This is a genomic window from Rhodococcus sp. ABRD24, assembly GCF_004328705.1.
In the GTDB taxonomy this organism is placed as follows: Bacteria; Actinomycetota; Actinomycetes; order Mycobacteriales; family Mycobacteriaceae; genus Prescottella.
Window position 1 is genome coordinate 5,002,044 of record NZ_CP035319.1, and the last position, 20,879, is coordinate 5,022,922.

A 20,879-nucleotide genomic window follows, 5' to 3' on the forward strand; every position below is an offset into this window, starting at 1 on the left:
GGTCTCCAAATTCTTCACGGCCTTCTCCATTCACGGCCGGTGCGCCGCAACATCTCCTGAGCGGACGGCGGACCCCACGTGCCGGCCTCGTACGGCTCGGGCCTGCCCTGCTTCGCCCAGTGTTCGAGGACCGGATCGAGGATTCGCCACGACAGCTCGACCTCGGCATTGACGGGGAACAGGGACGGCTCACCCAGCAGCACGTCGAGAATCAGTCGCTCGTAGGCCTCCGGGGAGGACTCGGTGAACGCCTGCCCGTAGCTGAAGTCCATGTTGACGTCCCGGACTTCCATGCTCGATCCCGGAACCTTGGAGCCGAATCGCATGGTGACGCCCTCGTCGGGCTGGACCCGGATCACGAGGGCGTTCTGTCCGAGATCCTCGGTCATGGTCGCGTCGAACGGCAGATGCGGCGCCCGCTTGAACACGACGGCGATCTCGGTGACCCTGCGACCCAGCCGCTTTCCCGTGCGTAGATAGAACGGCACCCCGGCCCAGCGCCGCGTGTCCACCTCGAGTGTGATCGCCGCGTAGGTCTCGGTGGTGGAGTCCTGTGCGAACCCGTCCTCGTCGAGTAGCCCGACAACCTTGCGTCCGCCCTGCCAGCCGCCTGCGTACTGACCGCGCGCGGTGGTCTCGTCGAGTGGTTCCGCGAGCCGGGTCGCCGAGAGTACCTTGATCTTCTCGGCCTGCAGCTCGGACGGTTCGAAGCTGATGGGCTCCTCCATCGCGGTGAATGCCAACAGCTGGAGCAGGTGGTTCTGGATGACGTCCCGTGCGGCACCGATACCGTCGTAGTACCCGGCGCGGCCGCCGAGACCGATGTCCTCGGCCATCGTGATCTGCACGTGGTCGACGTAGTGTGCGTTCCAGATCGGATCGAACAACTGGTTGGCGAAACGGAGCGCCAGGATGTTCTGGACCGTCTCCTTACCCAGGTAGTGGTCGATGCGGAACACGGTGTCCTCGGGGAACACGTTGTTCACCACCGCATTGAGTTCCTGTGCGCTCTCGAGATCGTGCCCGAACGGCTTCTCGATGACGACCCGGCGCCACTGTCCGTCCGCGGACTTCGCCAGTCCCGACTTCGACAGCTGCTCGCACACTGTGGGGAATTGCGCGGGCGGAATCGACAGGTAGAAAGCGTGATTGCCGCGGGTGCCGCGTTCACGATCCAGCGCATCGAGGGTGTTCGACAGCTCGGCGAAGGCATCGTCATCGTCGAAACTGCCCTGCACGAAGCGAATGCCCTTCGAGAGCTGCTCCCACACGTCCTCACTGAACGGGGTGCGGGCGTGCTCGCGCACGGCGTCGTGCACGACCTGTGCGAAATCCTGGTCTACCCAGTCACGCCGGGCGAACCCGACCAGAGCGAACCCGGGCGGCAGGAGACCTCGGTTGGCGAGGTCGTACACCGCGGGCATCAGCTTCTTACGAGCCAAATCGCCGGTGACACCGAAGATCACCAGCCCGCAGGGGCCGGCGATGCGAGGCAGTCGCCGGTCCTTGTGGTCCCGAAGTGGGTTGATCCAACCGTCCGCCGCGGGTCCGCTCACGGATCAGCTCTCTCGAGCAGCGGCGAGCTGCTGTGCGATCGCCTCGAGGAGCTCGATCCAAGAGACCTCGAACTTGTCGACGCCCTCGGTCTCGAGCTTGTCGAAGACGGCGGGGATGTCGATGCCGACGGCCGCGAGCTGGTCGAAGACGGCCTGCGACGCCTCGGCGGTACCCGAGATGGTGTCACCGTTGACGATGCCGTGATCGGCGACGGCCTCCATCGTCTTCTCCGGCATCGTGTTCACGGTGTTCGGGGCGACGAGGTCGGTGACGTACAGCGTGTCGGAGTAGTCGGGGTTCTTCACACCCGTCGACGCCCACAGCGGGCGCTGGACGCGGGCGCCGGCGGCTGCCAGGGCGGCCCAGCGCTCGCCGCCCTCGAACACCTTCTGGTACGACGCGTATGCCAAGCGGGCGTTGGCCAGTCCGGCCTTGCCCCGCAGTGCGAGCGCCTCGTCCGAGCCGATCCTGCCGAGCTGCGCGTCGATCTCGGTATCCACGCGGGAGACGAAGAACGACGCCACCGAATGGATCTTCGACAGGTCGTGTCCGGCGGCCTTCGCGGCCTCGAGGCCCGCGAGGTAGGCGTCGATGACGGCCTCGTAGCGCTCGACCGAGAAGATGAGCGTGACGTTGACGCTGATGCCCTCCGCGATCACCCGGGTGATCGCGGGCAGGCCCGCCTTGGTGGCTGGGATCTTGATGAGCAGGTTGTCGCGGTCGACGAGCTTCCACAGCTCGATCGCCTGCGCGACCGTAGCGTCCGTCTCGTGGGCCAGACGCGGATCGACCTCGATCGAAACGCGGCCGTCGACGCCGTCCGACTTCGCGGCTTGCGGGGCCAGTACCTCGCAGGCATTGCGAACGTCGTCGGTGGTGAGGGCGCGGACGGTCTCGTCGACGTCGGCGCCCCGCTGCGCGAGCTCGCGCAGCTGCGCGTCGTACGCCTCACCCTTGGTGAGCGCGCCCTGGAAGATCGTCGGGTTCGTGGTGACGCCGACGACGCTGCGGGTCGCGATCAGCTCCGCGAGGTTGCCGGTCTCGAGCCGGGTGCGGGACAGGTCGTCGAGCCACACGGACACGCCTGCCGCGGCCAGGGCCGCGAGATTGGCGTTCTGGGTTGTGGTTTCAGTCATCGTGAATCATCCCTTCACACGTGCAAGGACGCGACGTGCGGCATCGGTGACCGCTTCGGTGGTGAAGCCGAACTCGCGGAACAGCGTCTTGTGGTCGGCGGAGGCGCCGTAGTGCTCGATCGAGACAGCCTCGCCGTCGCTGCCGATGATCTTGTGCCACGGCATCGCGATACCGGCCTCGACGCTGACGCGGGCACGCACCGCGGGTGGGAGCACCTCGTCGCGGTACGCCTGGTCCTGCTGCTCGAACCAGTCGAGACAGGGCACCGACACGACGCGGGTGGCGACGCCGTCGGTCTCGAGCACCTCACGGGCGGCGACGGCCAACTGCAGCTCCGAACCGGTGCCGAGCAGGATCACCTCGGGGGTGCCGGTGGACGCCTCGGCCAGGACGTAGGCGCCGAGCTTGACGCCCTTGGCAGCCTTCTCCTTGGTGCCGTCGAGAACCGGGATGTCCTGACGGGTGAGCGCCAGCGCAGTGGGGCCGGTCTTGTGCTCGAGCGCGGCCCTCCACGCCTGGGCGGTCTCGTTGGCGTCGCCGGGGCGGATGACCGACATGTTCGGGATCGCGCGCAACGAGGCGAGGTGCTCGATCGGCTGGTGCGTCGGGCCGTCCTCGCCGAGGCCGATGGAGTCGTGGGTCCACACGTACAGCGCGGGGGTCTGCATCAGTGCCGCCAGGCGCACGGCCGGGCGCATGTAGTCGCTGAAGACGAGGAAGGTGCCGCCGTACGCGCGGGTCGGTCCGTGCAGCACGATGCCGTTGAGGATCGAGCCCATTGCGTGCTCACGGATACCGAAGTGCAGCGTCCGGCCGTAGGGCTGAGCGTTCCAGTCCTTGGTGGAGATGGACGTGGGGCCGAACGAGTCGGATCCGTCGATCGTGGTGTTGTTGCTGCCGGCGAGGTCGGCGGAGCCGCCCCACAGCTCCGGCAGGATCGGGCCCAGAGCGTTGAGCGTCTTGCCCGACGCCTTGCGGGTGGCGACCCCCTTGGCGTCGGCGTCCCACGTCGGCAGATTGTCCGTCCAGCCCTCGGGGAACTCTCCGGCGTGCAGGCGGTCGAACAGTGCCTTGCGCTCGGGCTCGCGCGCGGCCCACGCGTCGAAGTCGGCCTGCCACTGCGAATGCGCGGCGGCACCACGGTCGACGACCTGACGGGCGTGGGCGAGGGCAGCCGGATCGACGTCGAAGCTCTTTTCCGGGTCGAAGCCCAGAGCGCGCTTGACGCCCGCAACTTCCTCGGGGCCGAGGGCGGCGCCGTGCACGTCGCCGGTGTTCATCATCGTCGGGGCCGGGTAGCCGATGATCGTGCGCAGCAGGATGATCGACGGCTTGTCGGTGACGGCCTTCGCGGCGGCGACGGCGTCGAGGATCGCGGAGACATTCTCGCCGCCCTCGACGGTCTGTACGTGCCAGCCGTACGCCTCGTAGCGCTTGGCGACGTCCTCACCGAGGGCGATCGCGGTGTCGTGCTCGATCGAGATCTTGTTGTCGTCGTAGAAGACGATGAGGTTGCCCAGTTCCTGGACGCCCGCGATCGACGACGCCTCGGAGGTCACACCCTCCTCGATGTCACCGTCCGACGCGATCACGTAGATGTAGTGGTCGAACGGGCTCGCGCCGGCGGGGGCGTCCGGATCGAACAGACCGCGCTCACGACGGGCGGCCATCGCCATTCCGACGGCAGAGGCCAGGCCCTGACCGAGCGGACCGGTGGTCATTTCGACGCCGACGGTATGGCCGTACTCGGGGTGGCCCGGGGTGAGCGCGCCCCACGTGCGCAGTGCTTCCAGGTCGGCGAGCTCGAGTCCGTAACCCGACAGGTACAGCTGGGTGTACAGCGTCAGGCTGCTGTGTCCGCACGACAGCACGAACCGGTCGCGGCCGGTCCATTCGGCGTTCTTCGGATCGTGTCGCAGCACGCGCTGGAACAAGGTGTAGGCGAGCGGCGCCAGGCTCATCGCGGTGCCCGGGTGGCCGTTGCCGACCTTCTGGACGGCATCCGCGGCAAGAACGCGGGCGGTGTCGACGGCCTTGGTGTCCAGTTCGGTCCAGTCCGAGGGGTGGACCGGTTGCGTGAGGACGCGGATCTCGTCTGTGATCGACACGGGCAGATGTCTCCTGACATGGTTGTACGTCGAGCCGGAGGGTATCCGGAGGGTGCAGTGGGCGTCGCCGGACCTCTTGAGCGCCTCCAGCCTAGTGCGCCGCCTCATTCGGGTCGATTCGGTTCATGGGTAGTCGCCGTCTACCATCGTTTGTAGTAGTGCAGTCGCTAGTGAGTGTGTAGTCGCGTGGGGCAAGGAGACAGTGTGCGTACAGGGCATCGGCCGAGCGGACACGGCTTCGGTAGCCCCGACCCTGCATCCGACTCCGCGTCTGCGCGGCATGCCGGCACGGTGTGGGGCCGGATCTCGTCCACGGTTCTGGCGTACATCGCGCTCACCAAGCCGCGCGTCATCGAACTGCTGTTGGTTGCGACCATCCCGGCGATGCTGCTCGCGGACCGCGGCCACATCGATCTCGTGCTCATCCTGAGCACGCTGTTCGGCGGCTGGATGGGCGCCGCGAGCGCCAACGCGCTCAACTGCGTCGTCGATGCCGACATCGACAAGGTGATGAAGCGCACGGCGCTGCGCCCGCTGGCCCGCCAGGCGGTGCCGACATCGCACGCATTCGTGTTCGGCATCACGCTCGGTATTGCGTCGTTCGTGTGGTTGTGGTGGGCGGCCAACCTGCTCGCCGGATTCCTCGTGGTTCTGACGATCGCGTTCTACGTCCTCGTCTACACGATGGTGCTCAAGCGGCGGACTTGGCAGAACGTCATCTGGGGTGGTGCCGCGGGTTGCATGCCTGTGATGGTCGGCTGGGCCGCCGTGACCGGCTCGCTCAGCTGGGAGCCGCTCGTCCTCTTTCTCATCATCTTCTTCTGGACGCCGCCGCACACGTGGGCGCTCGGCATGCGTTACAAGGAGGACTACAAGGCCGCCGGTGTACCGATGCTGCCGGTCATTGCCTCCGAGGAGCACGTCACCAAGCAGATCGTGATCTACACGTGGGCCACCGTCGTCGCGTCTCTTGCGCTGGTGCCGGCGGCCGGGTGGATCTATGCGGTCGTCACACTCCTGGCCGGTGCCTGGTTCCTGTTCGTGGCGCACCAGCTCTACAACAGTGTGCGGGGCGGCACGCCGATCAAGCCGCTCAAGCTGTTCCTGCAGTCCAACAACTATCTCGCGATCGTGTGTTGCGGTCTGGCAGTCGACTCCGTCCTGGGCTGGCAGACGGTCGCGCAGCTCTTCTGACAGGCGCAGCTCCCTTACGGCATCAGCACGATCGAGCCGGTTGTCTTGCGGCCCTCGAGGTCTCGGTGCGCCTGGGCGGCGTCGGCGAGCGGGTAGGTGGCCCCGATCCGCAGGTTCAGCGTTCCCGCGGCGATCGAGTTCAGGACAGCGCCCGCCCGCCACGTGAGCTCCGCGCGGTCGCGCGTGTAGTGCGCGAGCGTCGGACGGGTGATGTACAGCGACCCACCGGCGTTCAGGCGCTGCGGATCGAAGGGCGGGACCGGCCCGCTGGCAGCACCGAACAGCACGAGCGTCCCGCGGATTCGCAGCGAGCGCAGGCTCGCCTCGAACGTGTCGGCGCCGACGCCGTCGTACACCGCCGCTACGCCCTCGCCGCCGGTGAGGTCGCGCACCCGATCGGCCAGATCGGCGCCGTAGCGCAGCACCTGCCACGCCCCGGCCGCTCGGGAGAGAGCTTCCTTCTCGGCGGAGGACACGGTGGTGATCACCCGGACGCCCTTCGCCGCCGCCATCTGTGTCAGCAGCAGCCCGACGCCGCCGGCCCCGGCGTGGAGCAGCACGGTTTCGCCCGGCTGCGCGGAATACGCCGACTCGATGAGATAGTGCGCAGTCATGCCCTGTAGCAGCGCGGAAGCGGCCTGTTCCGGCGGGACCCCGTGGGGGACCGCGACGGCCACTGCCGCCGGCACGGCAACCTTCTCCGCATAGCTGCCCGGCGCGATCGCCCATGCGACCCGGTCGCCGACAGTGAATTCGGTGACATCGTCGCCCACGGCGATCACGACACCGGAACCCTCGTCGCCGGGAACATACGGCAGATCACGCGCGTAGATCCCGGTGCGGAAGTAGGTGTCGAGGTAGTTGATGCCGATCGCATCGGTGGCAACCAGCAGGTCACCGGCGTTGATCTCCGGATCCGGAACCTCCGCCGGGACGAGAACCTCGGGACCGCCGAACTGGGACACCACAATTGCGCGCATAGCCTCCGTTCTACACGGGGCGATGTGGGCGGGCAGCGGACGGTCGTGACCGTAGTCGAGCTACCGCCGAGTAGTCTGACTCCATGAGCACCGATACCCAGAGCACCGCTGCGGCTCCGGTCCTGCCCTCGGGCACGGTCGCGGCGATCCGGAAGTTCCTCTCCGAGCACGGCGGTTCCGCGAGTGCAGTGATCCAGCCCGTCGGCCGCGCCGGCGTACGCATCACCCTCGTCGGGGCGGACGGCATCCTCGGCGACCAGGTGGTCGACACCGTTGCGATCGCGAACGCCGTCGTGGCCTCGTTCGACGAGATCACGGTGTCGGACTGGGACCGCGCGCTCACCAGCGTGGTCACCCCGCGTCAGGGTCACTTTCAGAAGATGGCCGGTTGGGTCGCACACCAGACCCGCTTCCCGAAGGCCCGCAGCGAGCGCTGACTCGAACTCGGCAAAACAACGGCTCAGGCCGGTGAGGTGCGCACCTCACCGGCCTGAGCCGTCGTCGAACGGTGTTGTGATCAGGGGTGCCGGATGCGGACCTTCTCGGGCAGCGCGACGTGTTCCCGGGCCCGTCCGGCGGCCCACACGGCGGCCGTAGCGGCGGTGCACACACCGGCACCCGCGACATGCACCACGACCAGCGCGGCGGGTACGTCGGTGAAGTACTGGACGATGCCCACGAGCGACTGTGCGAGCACGAGACCGATCAGGACGAACAACCGTTTCTTCACGGCATCGGAGGCGGCGACCGCGTAGAGACCGAAAGCGAGTCCGACGAGTAGGGCCAGATAGCCGACGAGCATCTCGGCATGCAGGTGCACCAGCGTGGTGACGTCGATGTCGAGGCGCGGAACGGGTCTGTCGATGCTCTTGTCGCCCGCGTGCGGGCCCGCACCCGTCACCAGCGTGCCGGCAACGAGGACGCCGCCCAGCGCGACCGCCGAGAGCACGGTCAGCCAGCGCAGCGGCTGCGGAACGCTCTGCACGACGGTGCCGTCGTCCGGCTCGCCGACCTTGGCGAACAACAGCACGGCGAGCCACACCATCAGCATCGACGCCAGCAGGTGGATCGCGACGGTCCACCACGCCAGCCCGGCGAGGACGGTGATGCCGCCGATCCCGGCCTGCAGAACGGTGCCGGCCGGCATGAGCCAGGCATAGCCGATGACCTCGGTGCGGCGACGCGCTCGCGTCACTGCGAGCACGATGGCTGCCGCGGCGATCACGACGACGAACGTCAGCAGGCGGTTGCCGAACTCGACGACCTGGTGGATCGTCTGCACGTTGCTCGATACGCCGACCGGAACCAGCGAGCCGGGGAAGCACTGAGGCCATGTGGGGCAACCGAGTCCGGAGGCGGTGACACGGACGACGGCTCCCGTCACCGCGATGCCGCCCTGCGTGAGGATCACCACGAACGCGATGACCCGCTGCACGGACAGCGAGGGAAGCGGCAGACGGTCGACAAGGCTCAGAAACCTGAGATACAGCACGCTCCGATGGTAGAGGTCGGTCAACTACGCGGTGTCGTTGGCCCAGGCTAAGAGCCTGACGAGTCGCTTCCTGCGGGGCTGACCGAGGCGATGCCCGCAATCGTGCCCTGCATGTACCGGCCGTCGGCGGTGATCAGTGCGGACATCTGCAGTGTGTCGCCGAGAAGGGTGCCGGTGATCGTCCGGGTAGTCCGCACTGCGCCGGTGTCCGGGTCGATCACGGCGTACGCAAATCCATCCAGGGGCGTCGTGGTGTCCAGACCCAGCCGGACCATGGTGTAGATGTTCCCGTCGGCGGTCGACAGGTGCGGTACGGCGGAGCTACGCACTTGGTTCTGCCACACCGTGGTGCAGCCGGAACCATCGGCGTCGACGTCCACGCGGGACATGCCGCCGCGGAACGGTGCCGACGCCGGAACCGCCGCGCCGGCACCGGCCGGGACAGTCGGGTACGGGTAACCGTACGTGCTCGCGACGAACACCGAGCGCCCGATACCGATGGGGGAGTTCTCACTGCCGCTTCCGCTGCCGGTGCTCCCGGTCGCGCTGCCGGAATCGCTCCCGGAGCTGCCGTTGGCACCGCTGCTGCCCCCGTCTCCCGGAGGCAGAACGGGCTCGCTGCACACCTCGTCGCCGGTGGCGGAACGGTACACCAGCAGGTTCACCTGGCCGTCCGCGTTGTCGACGATGGTCAAGTACTCGGAGCCGGTGACGGGACCGAAATAGGTCGGCGTCGAGCCGGTGCCCCAGCTCAACTGCCCGGGTTTGCGGGCCGATCCTCGGTCGTACTCCTGCCGCCAGTCGATCTGCGGCTGGGCCGAGGGCCCGGCGCTCAGCTGGTAGGTGGCATGCGTCGTCGCGACCGCGGTGGCGGTCGGGGAGGTCGAGATGCTGTTGTGCACCTGCTCGCCGGTACCTAGTTGCACTGTGCGGGTCACCCCATCGGTATCGACGGTTCCGACGAGGCCCGCGCCGGTCGCGAACCACACGTTGCCGTTCCAGTCGGGGGCGATACCGGTGACGTTGTCATCGGTCGGGATCGCCGACGTCAGATCGGCGCTCGACTCGACTGCAAGCGTCCACTTTCCGTCCGGGGCCTGCGCATGGCCGATCCGCAACAGGTGCCGGCTGCCGTCGATCACTACGAGTCGGTCGGCCGAATCCAGGTACGCGTATACGCCGCCGAGCAGGCTGCCCTTGGTGAGCTGCAGCTCGGCGAGCGGTACCCCGACGGGGAAGGCGGACCTGTCCGGATCGATGAGATTCACGGTGGGAACCTGGCCGAGCATCGTCGTGCACAGCGCGACCACCAGGCCGTCGGAACCCTGTAGCAGGGTGGGGCATGCCGACGCGAGTGGGTACTGCGCGACCGAGACGGCGCCCGTGCCCGGACCCGCCAGCGCGGTTGCGTCGGACGAACCGGCGTCGCCGTGCATCGTCGATGTCCCCCGCGGACCCAGCTGCGGGTTCGCGGGGGCGAGAGGGCCCCACATCGGGGTCGCGTCCGCCGTCATCGGGGCGAGGATCAGGGCGAGTGCGCCGCACGCGGCGATCGAGCTGCGTCGGAAACCGGCGATGAGGGAGGCCACATAGGTCATTGTGATACCGGGCGGTCGGTCGCGTGAGCGATTCGCCCAGCATGAGCGTGATGAACGGATGTTCCCGTCAGGTGAACTTGAAAGCCTTGGTTGCGACGAAACCGGACACCAGGGCCCACACCGCCAACACCGTTACACACATCACGTTGATGCTGCCCGTGGTGGCGTCCTCGAGTGCCTGCGCCAGTGCTCCGGAGGGGATCAGTTGTGCTCCGATCCGCACTCCGTCGTTGATCTGCTCAGCGAAGATCACGCTACCGATACCGGCCATCGCGAACCACAGGATGTTGGCCAGCGCGAGCACGATCTCGGCGCGCAGCGTGCCGCCGAGCAGCAGGCCCATGGCCGCGAACGTGACGGTCCCGAGCGCGATGACGACCGCGCCGAGGACCAGTCCCAGCGCACTCGGGCGCCAGCCGAGAGCGAAGCCGATCGCGCCGAGCAGAACCGACTGCATCGCGACGACGATCACCACCGCCGCGCTCTTACCGGCGATGATGCCCCACCGCGGCAGGGGTGTGGCACCGAGCCGCTTCAGCGCGCCGTAACGCCGGTCGAAGCCGACGGCGATCGCCTGCCCGGTGAACGCCGTCGACATGATCGCGACCATCATCACCGCGGGGACGATCGTGTCGACGCGGTCGTCGCCGAGGTTCCCGATCGGAAGCAGTGTGAGTCCGATGAGCAGGGTGATCGGGATGAACATCGTGATGAGTAACTGCTCGCCGTTGCGGAGCAGCAGCTTCAGCTCGAGGCGCGTCTGCGCGGCGAGCATCCGTGCGGGCGCCGCCGCCTGGGGGCGCGGCGCGAACGTGCCCTCGGCGAATCGATTGTCGGCCAGCCGCTCGTGGTGCGTCACGCTCATCCCCTCAGGTCCCGTCCGGTGAGCTCGAGGAACACGTCCTCGAGGCGGCGCTGGTCCACCCGGATCTCCGTGGCCAGCGCATCCAGTCCGGCGCACCACGACGTGACCGCCGCGACGACGTGCGGGTCGATGTTGCCGCGGACGACATAATTTCCGGGCGTGCGCTCGCGCACCTGGAAGTCCGCGGGTAGTGCGGCGCGCAGTGGCGCCTGGTCGAGGCCCGGAGGCGCAACCAGACTCAATTGTCCCTCGGCGCCGGTGCGGGTGACCTCGGACGGCGTGCCTGACGCCACGATCTGTCCATGGTCGATGATGACGAGCTCGTCAGCCAACTCTTCGGCCTCGTCCATCATGTGTGTGGTCAGCAGGACGCTGACGCCGTCCCGTCGCAGGGCGTCGATCAGTTCCCACACCAGGAGCCGGGCTTGCGCGTCCAGTCCGGCGGTCGGCTCGTCGAGGAACACCAACTCGGGGCGTCCAACCAAAGCGCATGCGAGTGCCAGACGTTGCTGCTGCCCACCCGAGAGCCGCCGGTACGGCGTCCGCCGCGCATCCTGCAGTCCGAGGCAGCGCAGGAGCCACTCGGGCTCGAGCGGATCCGCGGAGTAGGACGCGACGAGGTCGAGCATTTCCCCTGCCTTGGAGCCCGGGTACGCGCCGCCGCCCTGCAGCATGACGCCGATCCGCGGGCGGAGGGACGCCGAGTCGGCGATGGGATCGAGACCCAGGACGCGCACCGATCCAGCATCGGGGGAGGCGAAGCCCTCGCACATCTCCACGGTGGTGGTCTTACCCGCGCCATTCGGGCCCAGCAGGGCCAGTACCTGCGCGGATTCGAGAGTGAGATCGAGTCCGTCGACAGCGCGGACGTCGCCGAACGACTTGACGACCCCCTCGAGGCGGACGGCTGGTTCGCCCTTCTTCAACGTCGCTCTCGACGCTCTCACGGTCACGGGGAATCAGCGTAAGCCCCGGGCGGATCCGCTCGGACCGGCGCCCCGGGCTGGCGACGCCACGGCAGGCGGTTCCGCGTCAGGAAGATGAGGAGAATGCTGACGACCACGGTCGCGATTGCGGCCTGGACGATCATGAACGGCTCGTATTCGGCGCCGTTGGGCATGAGGATGACGCACACCACCGACGAGAAGGCAATGGCAGGGAGGCGGAATACCGGCCGAGTTGCCCACGCCGCCAGCGGAATGACGGCCCACAACAGGTACCACGGCTGCACGACGGGGAACAGCAGCACGATTGCGCCGAGAGAGACGCCGAGTCCGCCGACCGGGTGGATTCGGCCGACCAGGACCGCGATGAGCATCCTTATCGCGACGAAGGCAGCGACGATCGACGCGATCGGTCGGGTGAGGCTCAACACGGCGGTGGTGTGATCCCCCAGACCGAGGAGGACACCGGCCAGTCCGGTGCCGAGCCCCAGCAGGGTCGGAATCGACATCCAACTGCGCACCTCCGTCGCGGTGCTGAGTGTCTGGGTCCAGCCCATACCGAGGCCACTGGCCCCGCTCACGAAAATGGTCACCACCACGGTGACCGCGCCCAGTAGCAGTGCCGCGGACACCAGCGCCTTGAGATTCGCCCCCCATCTGCGCGCGAGGGCCATCCCGACGAATCCGAGCGCGAGCAGCGACGGGATCTTGATCGTCGACGACAACGCGATCAGTGCGGCACCGGCGACAAGCAGTAGCAGGATCCGCCCGCGAATCGGCTGAGTACTCTCCACGGCCCGCAGCGCGAGCTCGACACCGGCCAACATCAGGCCCAACATGAGGGCCTCGTTGTGGATGCCGGCCACCAGATGGAACAACACGAGGGGATTGGCGGCGCCGAGCCACAACGCGCTGACGCTCGACACGCCGCAGCGCCGGGCCAGGCGCGGCAGCGCCCACACGATCAAGGCGACGCCGGCCAGCGCGAGCAGTCGGTGCAGGAAGATGCCGGCCACGATGTTCTCGCCGGTGAGCCACGTGATGCCCTTGCCCATCCACAGGAACAGCGGTCCGTACGGCGCCGGCGTGCCACGCCAGATCGTCGGAACGGTCCTGGTCAGGACATGATCTACGCCGAGGGCATCGGCCGGCCCGATCGCGTACGGATCGAGTCCGCGGGCGGCGATCTCGCTCTGCGCAAGATAGGAGTAGACGTCGCGGCTGAACATCGGTGGCGCGAGTGTGAGTGGAATCACCCACAGCAGCAGGGTGCGGTCGAGCTGCGACCGGCTCAACTGCCGGGGGGCCCGCCCGCCGCGCATGCTGCCGACCGCGAATCTGCCCAGCAGGAGCCAGGCCAGCACGACCATCACGGTGCCCGTCATGGCCATGGTCAGTGTCGAGCTTCCTGTGCGGGCTGGCAGCCCCAGGAGTCGCAGTCCCTGAACGGGATTCTGCAGTACCGGCTGGGCTCCGGCCCCGAGCGCGCCGACCGCCATCAGGACCGCACCGGTCGCGCCGAACAGGCGGATTCCGTGCAATTGCCGGACCTCGCGCGCATTGAGGGCGGGGGCCTCGGTCTCGTCGCCGTGCAGCGTCTCCGCTACCGATGGGTGCGGTGAGCGCGCATCGATCCCGAGGGCGCGCTTGGCGAACGTCGTCGCCTGCCGGACTCGGGATCGGGCCGGGGCGTCCGACTCGTGATCCATGTTGGTCTGCGGCACAAGGGCAGCGTAGCGGGGCGAGGAGGCCGGTCCGCTCGGGGTTGATCGCGCGATTGCCCGGGACTCGAGTGCTGCCTGTTACACAGGGCACCCTTCGTAGACCAGCGCGCGTAATTCCGTCACACTGGTGTTGTGAAATCGGCAGGGGTGCGACGCGCGAACGGAGAAGGTGCAGGCCACGTGGCTGTGCCCTCCTCCGCGGGGGTGCCTGCTGCGGGTGCAGCCGGCCCGCAGGAGGGGCAAACCCGGGCAGCCGTTGTGCAGTTACTGCTCGAGGAAGGGCCGATCTCGGCATCGGATATCGGTGCCCGGCTGGGTCTGAGCGCGGCGGGAGTCCGTCGGCATCTCGACGTGCTCATCGACGCGGGTGAGGCGCGGGCCGCGAGTGCCGCCAGCTGGCGGCAGCGGGGTCGTGGCCGTCCCGCGAAGCTGTTCCAGATAACGGCGGCCGGCCGCGGCAAGCTCGGTCACACCTACGACGACCTGGCCGGTGCTGCGATGAGGCAGCTGCGGGAGATCGGCGGAGACGCGGCGATCGAGGATTTCGCCCGCCGCCGGGTGCAGTCGATCGTCGGTGACGTCACCCCGGTGACCGAGGACAGTCCGGAGGAAGTGGAGTCGACCGCGGAGGAGATCGCCGAGGCATTCACCTCTGCGGGCTTCGCGGCCTCGATTCGTCCGGTCGGCAACGGGGTGCAGATCTGCCAGCACCACTGCCCGGTGTCGCACGTCGCCGAGGAGTTTCCGGAACTGTGCGAAGCGGAGCGGTCGGCGTTCGCCGAATTGCTCGGCACCCACGTACAGCGCTTGGCGACCATCGCCAACGGTGACTGCGCCTGTACCACCCACGTTCCGCTCGCATTACCCCGAAGCAAGTAAGAAGTACTCCCCGCCGGTGCCCAGCTCACATCGGTACGTAACAAGACTCCGGAAGGAGCTCGCATGACCGTCACATCAGACCAGGTGACATCCGAGACGCCCCTCACTCAGGACGAGACGATCGCCTCGCTGGGCCATTACGGCTACGGCTGGTCGGACTCGGACGTCGCTGGTGCCAGCGCGCAGCGAGGGCTGTCCGAGGCCGTCGTGCGGGACATCTCCGCGAAGAAGGACGAGCCCGAGTGGATGCTCGACATCCGACTCAAGGCGCTCAAGACCTTCGACAAGAAGCCGATGCCGCACTGGGGTTCGAACCTCGACGGCATCGACTTCGACAACATCAAGTACTTCGTGCGCTCGAGCGAGAAGCAGGCCGAGAGCTGGGAGGACCTGCCCGAGGACATCAAGAACACGTACGACAGGCTCGGCATCCCGGAGGCAGAGAAGCAGCGCCTCGTCGCCGGAGTCGCGGCGCAGTACGAGTCCGAGGTCGTCTACCACTCGATCCGTGAGGATCTCGAGGCGCAGGGCGTGATCTTCCTCGACACCGACACCGGTCTGCGTGAGCACCCGGAGATCTTCAAGGAGTACTTCGGCTCGGTCATCCCCGCCGGCGACAACAAGTTCTCCGCGCTGAACACCGCCGTCTGGTCCGGCGGCTCGTTCATCTACGTTCCGCCGGGTGTGAAGGTCGACATCCCGCTGCAGGCCTACTTCCGGATCAACACCGAGAACATGGGCCAGTTCGAGCGGACCCTGATCATTGTCGACGAGGGCGCCTCCGTGCACTACGTCGAGGGCTGCACCGCGCCGATCTACAAGTCCGATTCGCTGCACTCCGCTGTCGTCGAGATCATCGTCAAGAAGGGCGGCCACTGCCGCTACACGACGATCCAGAACTGGTCCAACAATGTCTACAACCTCGTGACCAAGCGCACCAAGGTCGACGCGGGTGGATCGATGGAGTGGATCGACGGCAACATCGGCTCCAAGGTGACGATGAAGTACCCGGCCGTGTGGATGATGGGCGAGTACGCGCGCGGTGAGGTTCTCTCCGTCGCGTTCGCCGGCGAGGGCCAGCACCAGGACACCGGTGCGAAGATGCTGCACCTGGCGCCGCACACGTCGTCGACCATCGTGAGCAAGTCGGTCGCCCGTGGTGGCGGTCGCGCGTCCTACCGTGGCCTGGTCCAGGTGAACAAGGGCGCGTACGGGTCGAAGGCGACCGTCAAGTGCGACGCCCTGCTGGTCGACCAGATCAGCCGCTCGGACACCTACCCGTACGTCGACGTCCGCGAGGACGACGTGACGATGGGTCACGAGGCCACGGTGTCGAAGGTCAGTGACGACCAGCTGTTCTACCTCATGAGCCGCGGGCTGACCGAGGACGAGGCCATGGCCACGGTGGTGCGCGGGTTCGTCGAGCCCATCGCCAAGGAGCTGCCGATGGAGTACGCCCTCGAGCTCAACCGCCTGATCGAACTGCAGATGGAAGGGGCCGTGGGCTAGTGACGAGCGAAGCGACGAGAGAAGTGGTGCCTAGCACCCCCGTGGCGGGAGTACAGGGCGCGGCGGCCGGCGAGAACGTCGTCCCCGCAACCAACGCGCAGGCGGTGCCTGCCACCAACGCGCAGCCGGTGCCTGCCACCAACAAGGGCGAGGTCTTCACCTCGTTCGACGTGAACGCGTTCGAGGTCCCCGCGGGCCGTGACGAGGCGTGGCGGTTCACCCCGCTGCGCCGGCTACGCGGTCTACACGACGGCACCGCAGCTGCAGCAGCGTTGCGGGGTACCGCGACTGTCGAGGTCACCGGCGGCGACGCGACCGTCGAAACCGTGGGACGCGACGACGCCCGCCTCGGCGAAGGTGGTGTTCCGTTCGACCGTGTTGCCGCTCAGGCGTACACGTCGTTCGAGACGGCGACCGTCGTGACCGTCGGCCGTGAGACCGAGATTGCGGAGCCGATCAACATCGTCGTCACCGGTCCCGGTGCGGGGAAGGTGGCGTTCGGGCACCTGCAGATCAGGCTCGAGGAGTTCGCCAAGGCGACGATCGTGCTCGATCAGAAGGGCAGCGGAACCTACGCGGAGAACGTCGAGTTCGTGCTCGGCGACAGTTCTTCTCTGACTGTCGTCGCGGTGCAGGACTGGGCCGACGACGCCGTACACGCCGCCGCGCACCACGCGCTACTCGGCCGTGACGCGGTACTCCGGCACACCTCGGTGACCCTTGGCGGCGACCTCGTCCGCATCACCCCGACGGTCAAGTACGCCGGCCCCGGTGGCGACGCGGAGATGCTCGGCCTGTACTTCGCCGACGCCGGCCAGCACTTCGAGCAGCGCCTGCTGGTCGACCACTCACAGCCGCACTGCAAGTCCCACGTCGTGTACAAGGGTGCGCTGCAGGGCGATCCGGCAGCGCTCGGTGCTCACTCCGCGGGCTCCGGTCGTTCCGGCAAGCCCGAGGCGCACACCGTGTGGATCGGCGACGTGCTGATCCGCGCGGAGGCGGAGGGTACCGAGACCTTCGAGCTCAACCGGAACCTGCTGCTCACCGATGGTGCGCGCGCCGACTCGGTGCCGAACCTCGAGATCGAGACCGGTGAGATCGTCGGTGCCGGGCACGCCAGCGCTACGGGACGATTCGATGACGAGCAGCTGTTCTACCTGCGGGCCCGGGGTATTCCCGAGGATCAGGCGAGACGGTTGGTCGTGCGTGGGTTCTTCCACGAGATCATCAACCGCATCGCCGTCCCCGAGCTGCGCGAGCGGCTCGAGGCCGCAGTCGAGGCCGAACTCGCCGCCGTCGGCGTCTGACCCGGTTCCCGGCCTTTCCATCGAAACTTCGCCGATACCCTCATAGGAAATCGAATGTCTACTCCTGAAAACTCGGTTCTCGAAATCAAGGACCTGCACGTCAGCGTCGCCAGCTCGGACGAGAACGCCGAGCCGATCAACATCCTCAAGGGCGTGAATCTCACGATCCGTTCGGGTGAGACACATGCGATCATGGGCCCGAACGGCTCTGGCAAGTCCACCCTGTCGTACGCGATCGCCGGGCACCCCAAGTACGTGGTGACCTCCGGTTCCATCACCCTCGACGGTGAGAACGTCCTCGAGATGAGCGTCGATGAGCGCGCCCGCGCCGGTCTCTTTCTCGCGATGCAGTACCCGGTCGAGGTTCCGGGCGTGTCGATGTCGAACTTCCTGCGCACCGCGGCTACCGCGGTCCGGGGCGAGGCCCCCAAGCTTCGCCACTGGGTCAAGGAGGCGAAGCAGGCGATGGTCGAGCTCGAGATCGATCCCGCATTCGCCGAGCGGAGCGTGAACGAGGGGTTCTCGGGCGGCGAGAAGAAGCGCCACGAGATCCTGCAGCTGGGGCTGCTCAAGCCGAAGATCGCGATCCTCGACGAGACCGACTCGGGCCTCGACGTCGACGCGCTGCGCGTCGTCTCCGAGGGCGTCAACCGTTACAAGGAGCGCGGCTGGGACAATGGTTCCGACACGCCTACTCCTGGCGGCATCCTGCTGATCACGCACTACACGCGAATCCTGCGGTACATCCAGCCCGAGTTCGTGCACGTGTTCGTCGACGGCCGCATCGTCGAATCGGGCGGCCCGGAGCTCGCCGAGGAGCTCGAGACCAACGGATACGTGCGGTTCACCCAGGCTGTGGCATCCGCGGCAGGAGCATAGTCGAAGATGACCACCACGGTGCCCGCGCTGGACGTCATCAGGATTCGGGAAGACTTCCCGATTCTGGGACGGACCGTGCGTGACGAAAAACCCTTGGTGTACTTGGATTCCGGCGCTACCTCGCAGCGTCCGGTGCAGGTGCTCGACGCCGAGCGCGCGTTTCTCACCACGTGTAACGCGGCCGTGCACCGCGGCGCGCACCAGTTGGCGGAGGAAGCGACCGACGCATACGAGGGTGCCCGCGCTGCGATTGCATCATTCGTCGGCGCCGATTCCGACGAGCTGGTGTTCACCAAGAATGCCACCGAGTCGCTCAATCTCGTGGCGCATGTGTTCGGCGACGACCGCTTCGACAAGGTGGTCGGCCCGGGGGACGAGATCGTCGTCACCGAGCTCGAGCACCACGCGAATCTCGTTCCGTGGCAGGAGCTTGCGCGCCGCACGGGTGCGACGCTGCGGTGGTACGGGATCACGGACGACGGCCGGATCGATCTGGATTCGCTCGAGCTGACCGACAAGGTCAAGATCGTCGCCTTCACCCATCAGTCCAACGTCACCGGAGCGATCTCGCCGGTCGCTGAGCTGGTCCGCCGGGCGCAGGCCGTGGGCGCGACAACGGTGCTCGACGCATGCCAGTCGGTGCCGCACATCACCGTCGACTTCCATTCCCTCGGAGTGGATTTCGCGGCCTTCTCAGGTCACAAGATGCTCGGCCCGTCCGGCGTCGGCGTCCTGTACGGACGGCGCGAGCTGCTGGTGTCGATGCCGCCGTTCATCACTGGCGGATCGATGATCGAGACCGTCACGATGGAGGGCAGCACGTACGCGCCCCCTCCGCAGCGGTTCGAGGCCGGTGTGCCGATGACCTCGCAGGTGGTCGGACTCGGTGCGGCCGTGAAGTACCTCGAGAACATCGGTATGGATGCTGTTGCCGCACACGAGCACCTGCTCGTCACCGCGGCACTCGAAGGGCTCGCTGGTATCGACGGCGTGCGGATCGTCGGACCCACCGACGGTATCGACCGCGGTTCGGCCATCGCGTTCCTCGTCGACGGCATCCACGCCCACGATCTGGGGCAGGTGCTCGACGACGACGGTGTCGCCGTGCGCGTCGGACACCACTGCGCGTGGCCGATGCATCAGCGGTTCGGTATCGCGGCCACCGCGCGGGCCTCGTTTGCGCTGTACAACACCCTCGATGAGGTCGATGCGCTGATCGCCGGTATTCGGCGGGCACAGGACTTCTTCGGCGTCGGCGGAGGAGCCTGAGCGTGCGTCTGGAGCAGATGTACCAGGAAGTGATCCTGGACCACTACAAGCACCCGCTGGGCCGCGGGCTGCGCGACCCGTTCGGCGCCGAGGTGCACCACGTGAACCCCACGTGCGGCGACGAGATCACGCTGCGTGTGCAGTTGGCCCCCGGCGAGGGAGACGTCCCGGTCGTTGCGGACATCTCCTATGACGGGCAGGGCTGTTCGATCAGCCAGGCATCGACGTCGGTGCTGTTCGACCAGGTCGTCGGAATGCCACTCGACGCCGCATTGAAGACCGTGGACGCGTTCAGCGAGATGGTGAGCAGTCGCGGCACCGTCGAGGGCGACGAGGACGTGCTCGGCGACGGCATCGCCTTTGCCGGCGTGTCGAAGTATCCGGCGCGCGTGAAGTGCGCGTTGCTGGGATGGATGGCTTTCAAGGATGCCGTTGTTCGAATAGTCGACGGAACATCAGTCGACATCGACCCAGTGGACGGCACACCCGATGAGCTTGCTCGAAGCGGAGGACGGAAATCATGACCGAGACCCAGGCCGAGAATCAGACCGAGGCGGTTCAGACTGAATCGGCGCAGGCCGCCTCGACGGAACCGGCACCCGAGTACGGCACCGGCATCGATCCGGAGCGTCTCGACGAGCTCGAGGAAGCGATGCGCGACGTCGTCGACCCCGAGCTGGGCATCAACGTCGTCGACCTCGGGCTGGTCTACGGCTTCACGGTGGACGACGAGGATGTCATCACGCTCGACATGACGCTGACGTCGGCGGCGTGCCCGCTGACCGATGTGATCGAGGAACAGTCCCGTCGCGCTCTGGTGAGCAGTGGGCTGTGCAGCGAACTCAAGATCAACTGGGTCTGGATGCCGCCGTGGGGCCCGGACAAGATCACCGAGGACGGCCGCGAGCAGCTGCGCGCGCTCGGCTTCACGGTCTAGCTTGTCGGCCCTGGATTCCCGGGCGCTGACCTATCGCGAGGTCGGTGCCACCGCTGGAATTCTGCCTGCGGGGTACCGGCATGTGCGTGAATCGATCCGCATCGGACGCGGCGAGGATGTCTTTCTCGCCGCGTCCGACGCGTTGATGCGGTGGGACATCCACCGTGGGGCGGGCCTGGCCGTCAACGCGGAATCCCCGTCGGCCGCACCGGGAGTGAGCGTCGCGCTGCGCTGGATCGGGTTCACCATCCCGTGCCGGGTGGTCTACGTCGTCGACGAGCCCGACCGGCGCGGCTTCGCGTACGGGACTCTGACCGGGCATCCGGAGTCGGGGGAGGAGCGGTTCTGCGTCGAACGCGGGCCCGACGGGACCGTCACCGCGGTGATCACGGCGTTCTCCCGGCCGGGTCGGTGGTTCACTCGGATCGGCGATCCGGTGGCGCGCGTGGTTCAGGCCCGCATGACCCACCGCTACTTGGAGGCGTTCACCCGCTGAGCCG

19 protein-coding genes are annotated in these 20,879 nt (G+C 67.4%); 10 read left to right on the top strand and 9 right to left on the bottom strand.

Annotation, left to right across the window (positions count from 1 at the left end):
- Positions 1 to 14: 14 nt before the first annotated feature.
- The 3 genes from zwf to tkt are packed head-to-tail and all read right to left on the bottom strand — an operon-like array spanning position 15 to position 4,802.
- Positions 15 to 1,556, bottom strand: a complete 1,542-nt coding sequence (gene zwf / locus ERC79_RS22445; protein ID WP_131580539.1) for a glucose-6-phosphate dehydrogenase — start codon at positions 1,554 to 1,556, stop codon at positions 15 to 17.
- Positions 1,557 to 1,559: 3 nt separating this feature from the next.
- On the bottom strand, positions 1,560 to 2,693 hold the full coding sequence (gene tal, locus ERC79_RS22450) for a transaldolase (protein ID WP_131580540.1): 1,134 nt from the start codon (positions 2,691 to 2,693) through the stop codon (positions 1,560 to 1,562).
- 6 nt (positions 2,694 to 2,699) lie between these two features.
- On the bottom strand, positions 2,700 to 4,802 hold the full coding sequence (gene tkt / locus ERC79_RS22455) for a transketolase (RefSeq protein WP_131580541.1): 2,103 nt from the start codon (positions 4,800 to 4,802) through the stop codon (positions 2,700 to 2,702).
- A gap of 204 nt (positions 4,803 to 5,006) precedes the next feature.
- Between tkt and ERC79_RS22460 the strand changes: the two genes are divergently transcribed.
- Positions 5,007 to 5,996, top strand: coding sequence for a heme o synthase (locus tag ERC79_RS22460; protein ID WP_131580542.1), 990 nt, complete (start codon positions 5,007 to 5,009; stop codon positions 5,994 to 5,996).
- A 14-nt stretch (positions 5,997 to 6,010) separates the two neighbouring features.
- On the opposite strand, the gene ERC79_RS22465 is transcribed toward ERC79_RS22460, so the two are convergent.
- Complete coding sequence (locus ERC79_RS22465; protein ID WP_131580543.1) at positions 6,011 to 6,976, bottom strand: quinone oxidoreductase; 966 nt, start codon at positions 6,974 to 6,976, stop codon at positions 6,011 to 6,013.
- Between the two features lie 83 nt (positions 6,977 to 7,059).
- On the opposite strand from ERC79_RS22465, the gene ERC79_RS22470 reads away from it, so the two are divergent.
- Positions 7,060 to 7,413 (top strand): hypothetical protein, encoded by a 354-nt coding sequence (locus ERC79_RS22470; protein WP_131580544.1) that lies wholly within the window; start codon positions 7,060 to 7,062, stop codon positions 7,411 to 7,413.
- 80 nt (positions 7,414 to 7,493) lie between these two features.
- On the opposite strand, the gene ERC79_RS22475 is transcribed toward ERC79_RS22470, so the two are convergent.
- From ERC79_RS22475 to mptB, 5 genes are all read right to left on the bottom strand, one after another.
- The gene (locus ERC79_RS22475; protein WP_131580545.1) at positions 7,494 to 8,468 is read right to left on the bottom strand and encodes a COX15/CtaA family protein; all 975 of its coding nucleotides are present in this window, start codon (positions 8,466 to 8,468) and stop codon (positions 7,494 to 7,496) included.
- A gap of 47 nt (positions 8,469 to 8,515) precedes the next feature.
- On the bottom strand, positions 8,516 to 10,066 hold the full coding sequence (locus ERC79_RS22480; protein WP_131580546.1) for a hypothetical protein: 1,551 nt from the start codon (positions 10,064 to 10,066) through the stop codon (positions 8,516 to 8,518).
- Positions 10,067 to 10,133: 67 nt separating this feature from the next.
- A complete protein-coding gene (locus ERC79_RS22485; protein WP_131580547.1) occupies positions 10,134 to 10,931 on the bottom strand; it encodes an ABC transporter permease in 798 nt (265 codons plus the stop codon).
- On the bottom strand, positions 10,928 to 11,878 hold the full coding sequence (locus ERC79_RS22490) for an ABC transporter ATP-binding protein (protein ID WP_242676925.1): 951 nt from the start codon (positions 11,876 to 11,878) through the stop codon (positions 10,928 to 10,930). The genes ERC79_RS22485 and ERC79_RS22490 overlap by 4 nt, the downstream gene beginning before the upstream one ends.
- A gap of 2 nt (positions 11,879 to 11,880) precedes the next feature.
- Entirely contained in the window at positions 11,881 to 13,584 is a 1,704-nt protein-coding gene (gene mptB / locus ERC79_RS22495; RefSeq protein ID WP_207390552.1) for a polyprenol phosphomannose-dependent alpha 1,6 mannosyltransferase MptB, read from the bottom strand.
- Positions 13,585 to 13,785: 201 nt separating this feature from the next.
- Here mptB and ERC79_RS22500 point away from each other — a divergent pair, with 201 nt between their 5' ends.
- The 8 genes from ERC79_RS22500 (at position 13,786) to ERC79_RS22535 (ending at position 20,875) form a co-directional block, all read left to right on the top strand.
- Positions 13,786 to 14,478: a metalloregulator ArsR/SmtB family transcription factor gene (locus ERC79_RS22500; RefSeq protein ID WP_131581487.1), complete on the top strand. Its 693-nt coding sequence runs from the start codon at positions 13,786 to 13,788 to the stop codon at positions 14,476 to 14,478.
- Positions 14,479 to 14,541: 63 nt separating this feature from the next.
- Positions 14,542 to 15,987 carry a Fe-S cluster assembly protein SufB gene (sufB, locus tag ERC79_RS22505; RefSeq protein ID WP_131580549.1) on the top strand — a complete coding sequence of 482 codons (1,446 nt, stop codon included), beginning with the start codon at positions 14,542 to 14,544 and terminating at the stop codon, positions 15,985 to 15,987.
- 104 nt (positions 15,988 to 16,091) lie between these two features.
- Positions 16,092 to 17,294, top strand: coding sequence for a Fe-S cluster assembly protein SufD (gene sufD / locus ERC79_RS22510; protein WP_242676926.1), 1,203 nt, complete (start codon positions 16,092 to 16,094; stop codon positions 17,292 to 17,294).
- A 54-nt stretch (positions 17,295 to 17,348) separates the two neighbouring features.
- Positions 17,349 to 18,173, top strand: a complete 825-nt coding sequence (gene sufC / locus ERC79_RS22515) for a Fe-S cluster assembly ATPase SufC (RefSeq protein WP_131580551.1) — start codon at positions 17,349 to 17,351, stop codon at positions 18,171 to 18,173.
- A gap of 6 nt (positions 18,174 to 18,179) precedes the next feature.
- Positions 18,180 to 19,442, top strand: coding sequence for a cysteine desulfurase (locus tag ERC79_RS22520; protein ID WP_131580552.1), 1,263 nt, complete (start codon positions 18,180 to 18,182; stop codon positions 19,440 to 19,442).
- Between the two features lie 2 nt (positions 19,443 to 19,444).
- The gene (gene sufU, locus ERC79_RS22525) at positions 19,445 to 19,966 is read left to right on the top strand and encodes a Fe-S cluster assembly sulfur transfer protein SufU (protein ID WP_131580553.1); all 522 of its coding nucleotides are present in this window, start codon (positions 19,445 to 19,447) and stop codon (positions 19,964 to 19,966) included.
- Positions 19,963 to 20,379, top strand: coding sequence for a metal-sulfur cluster assembly factor (locus tag ERC79_RS22530; protein ID WP_131580554.1), 417 nt, complete (start codon positions 19,963 to 19,965; stop codon positions 20,377 to 20,379). Before sufU ends, ERC79_RS22530 begins: the two co-directional genes overlap by 4 nt.
- A 1-nt stretch (position 20,380) precedes the next feature.
- Entirely contained in the window at positions 20,381 to 20,875 is a 495-nt protein-coding gene (locus ERC79_RS22535) for a DUF1990 domain-containing protein (RefSeq protein ID WP_242676690.1), read from the top strand.
- Positions 20,876 to 20,879 lie beyond the last annotated feature (4 nt).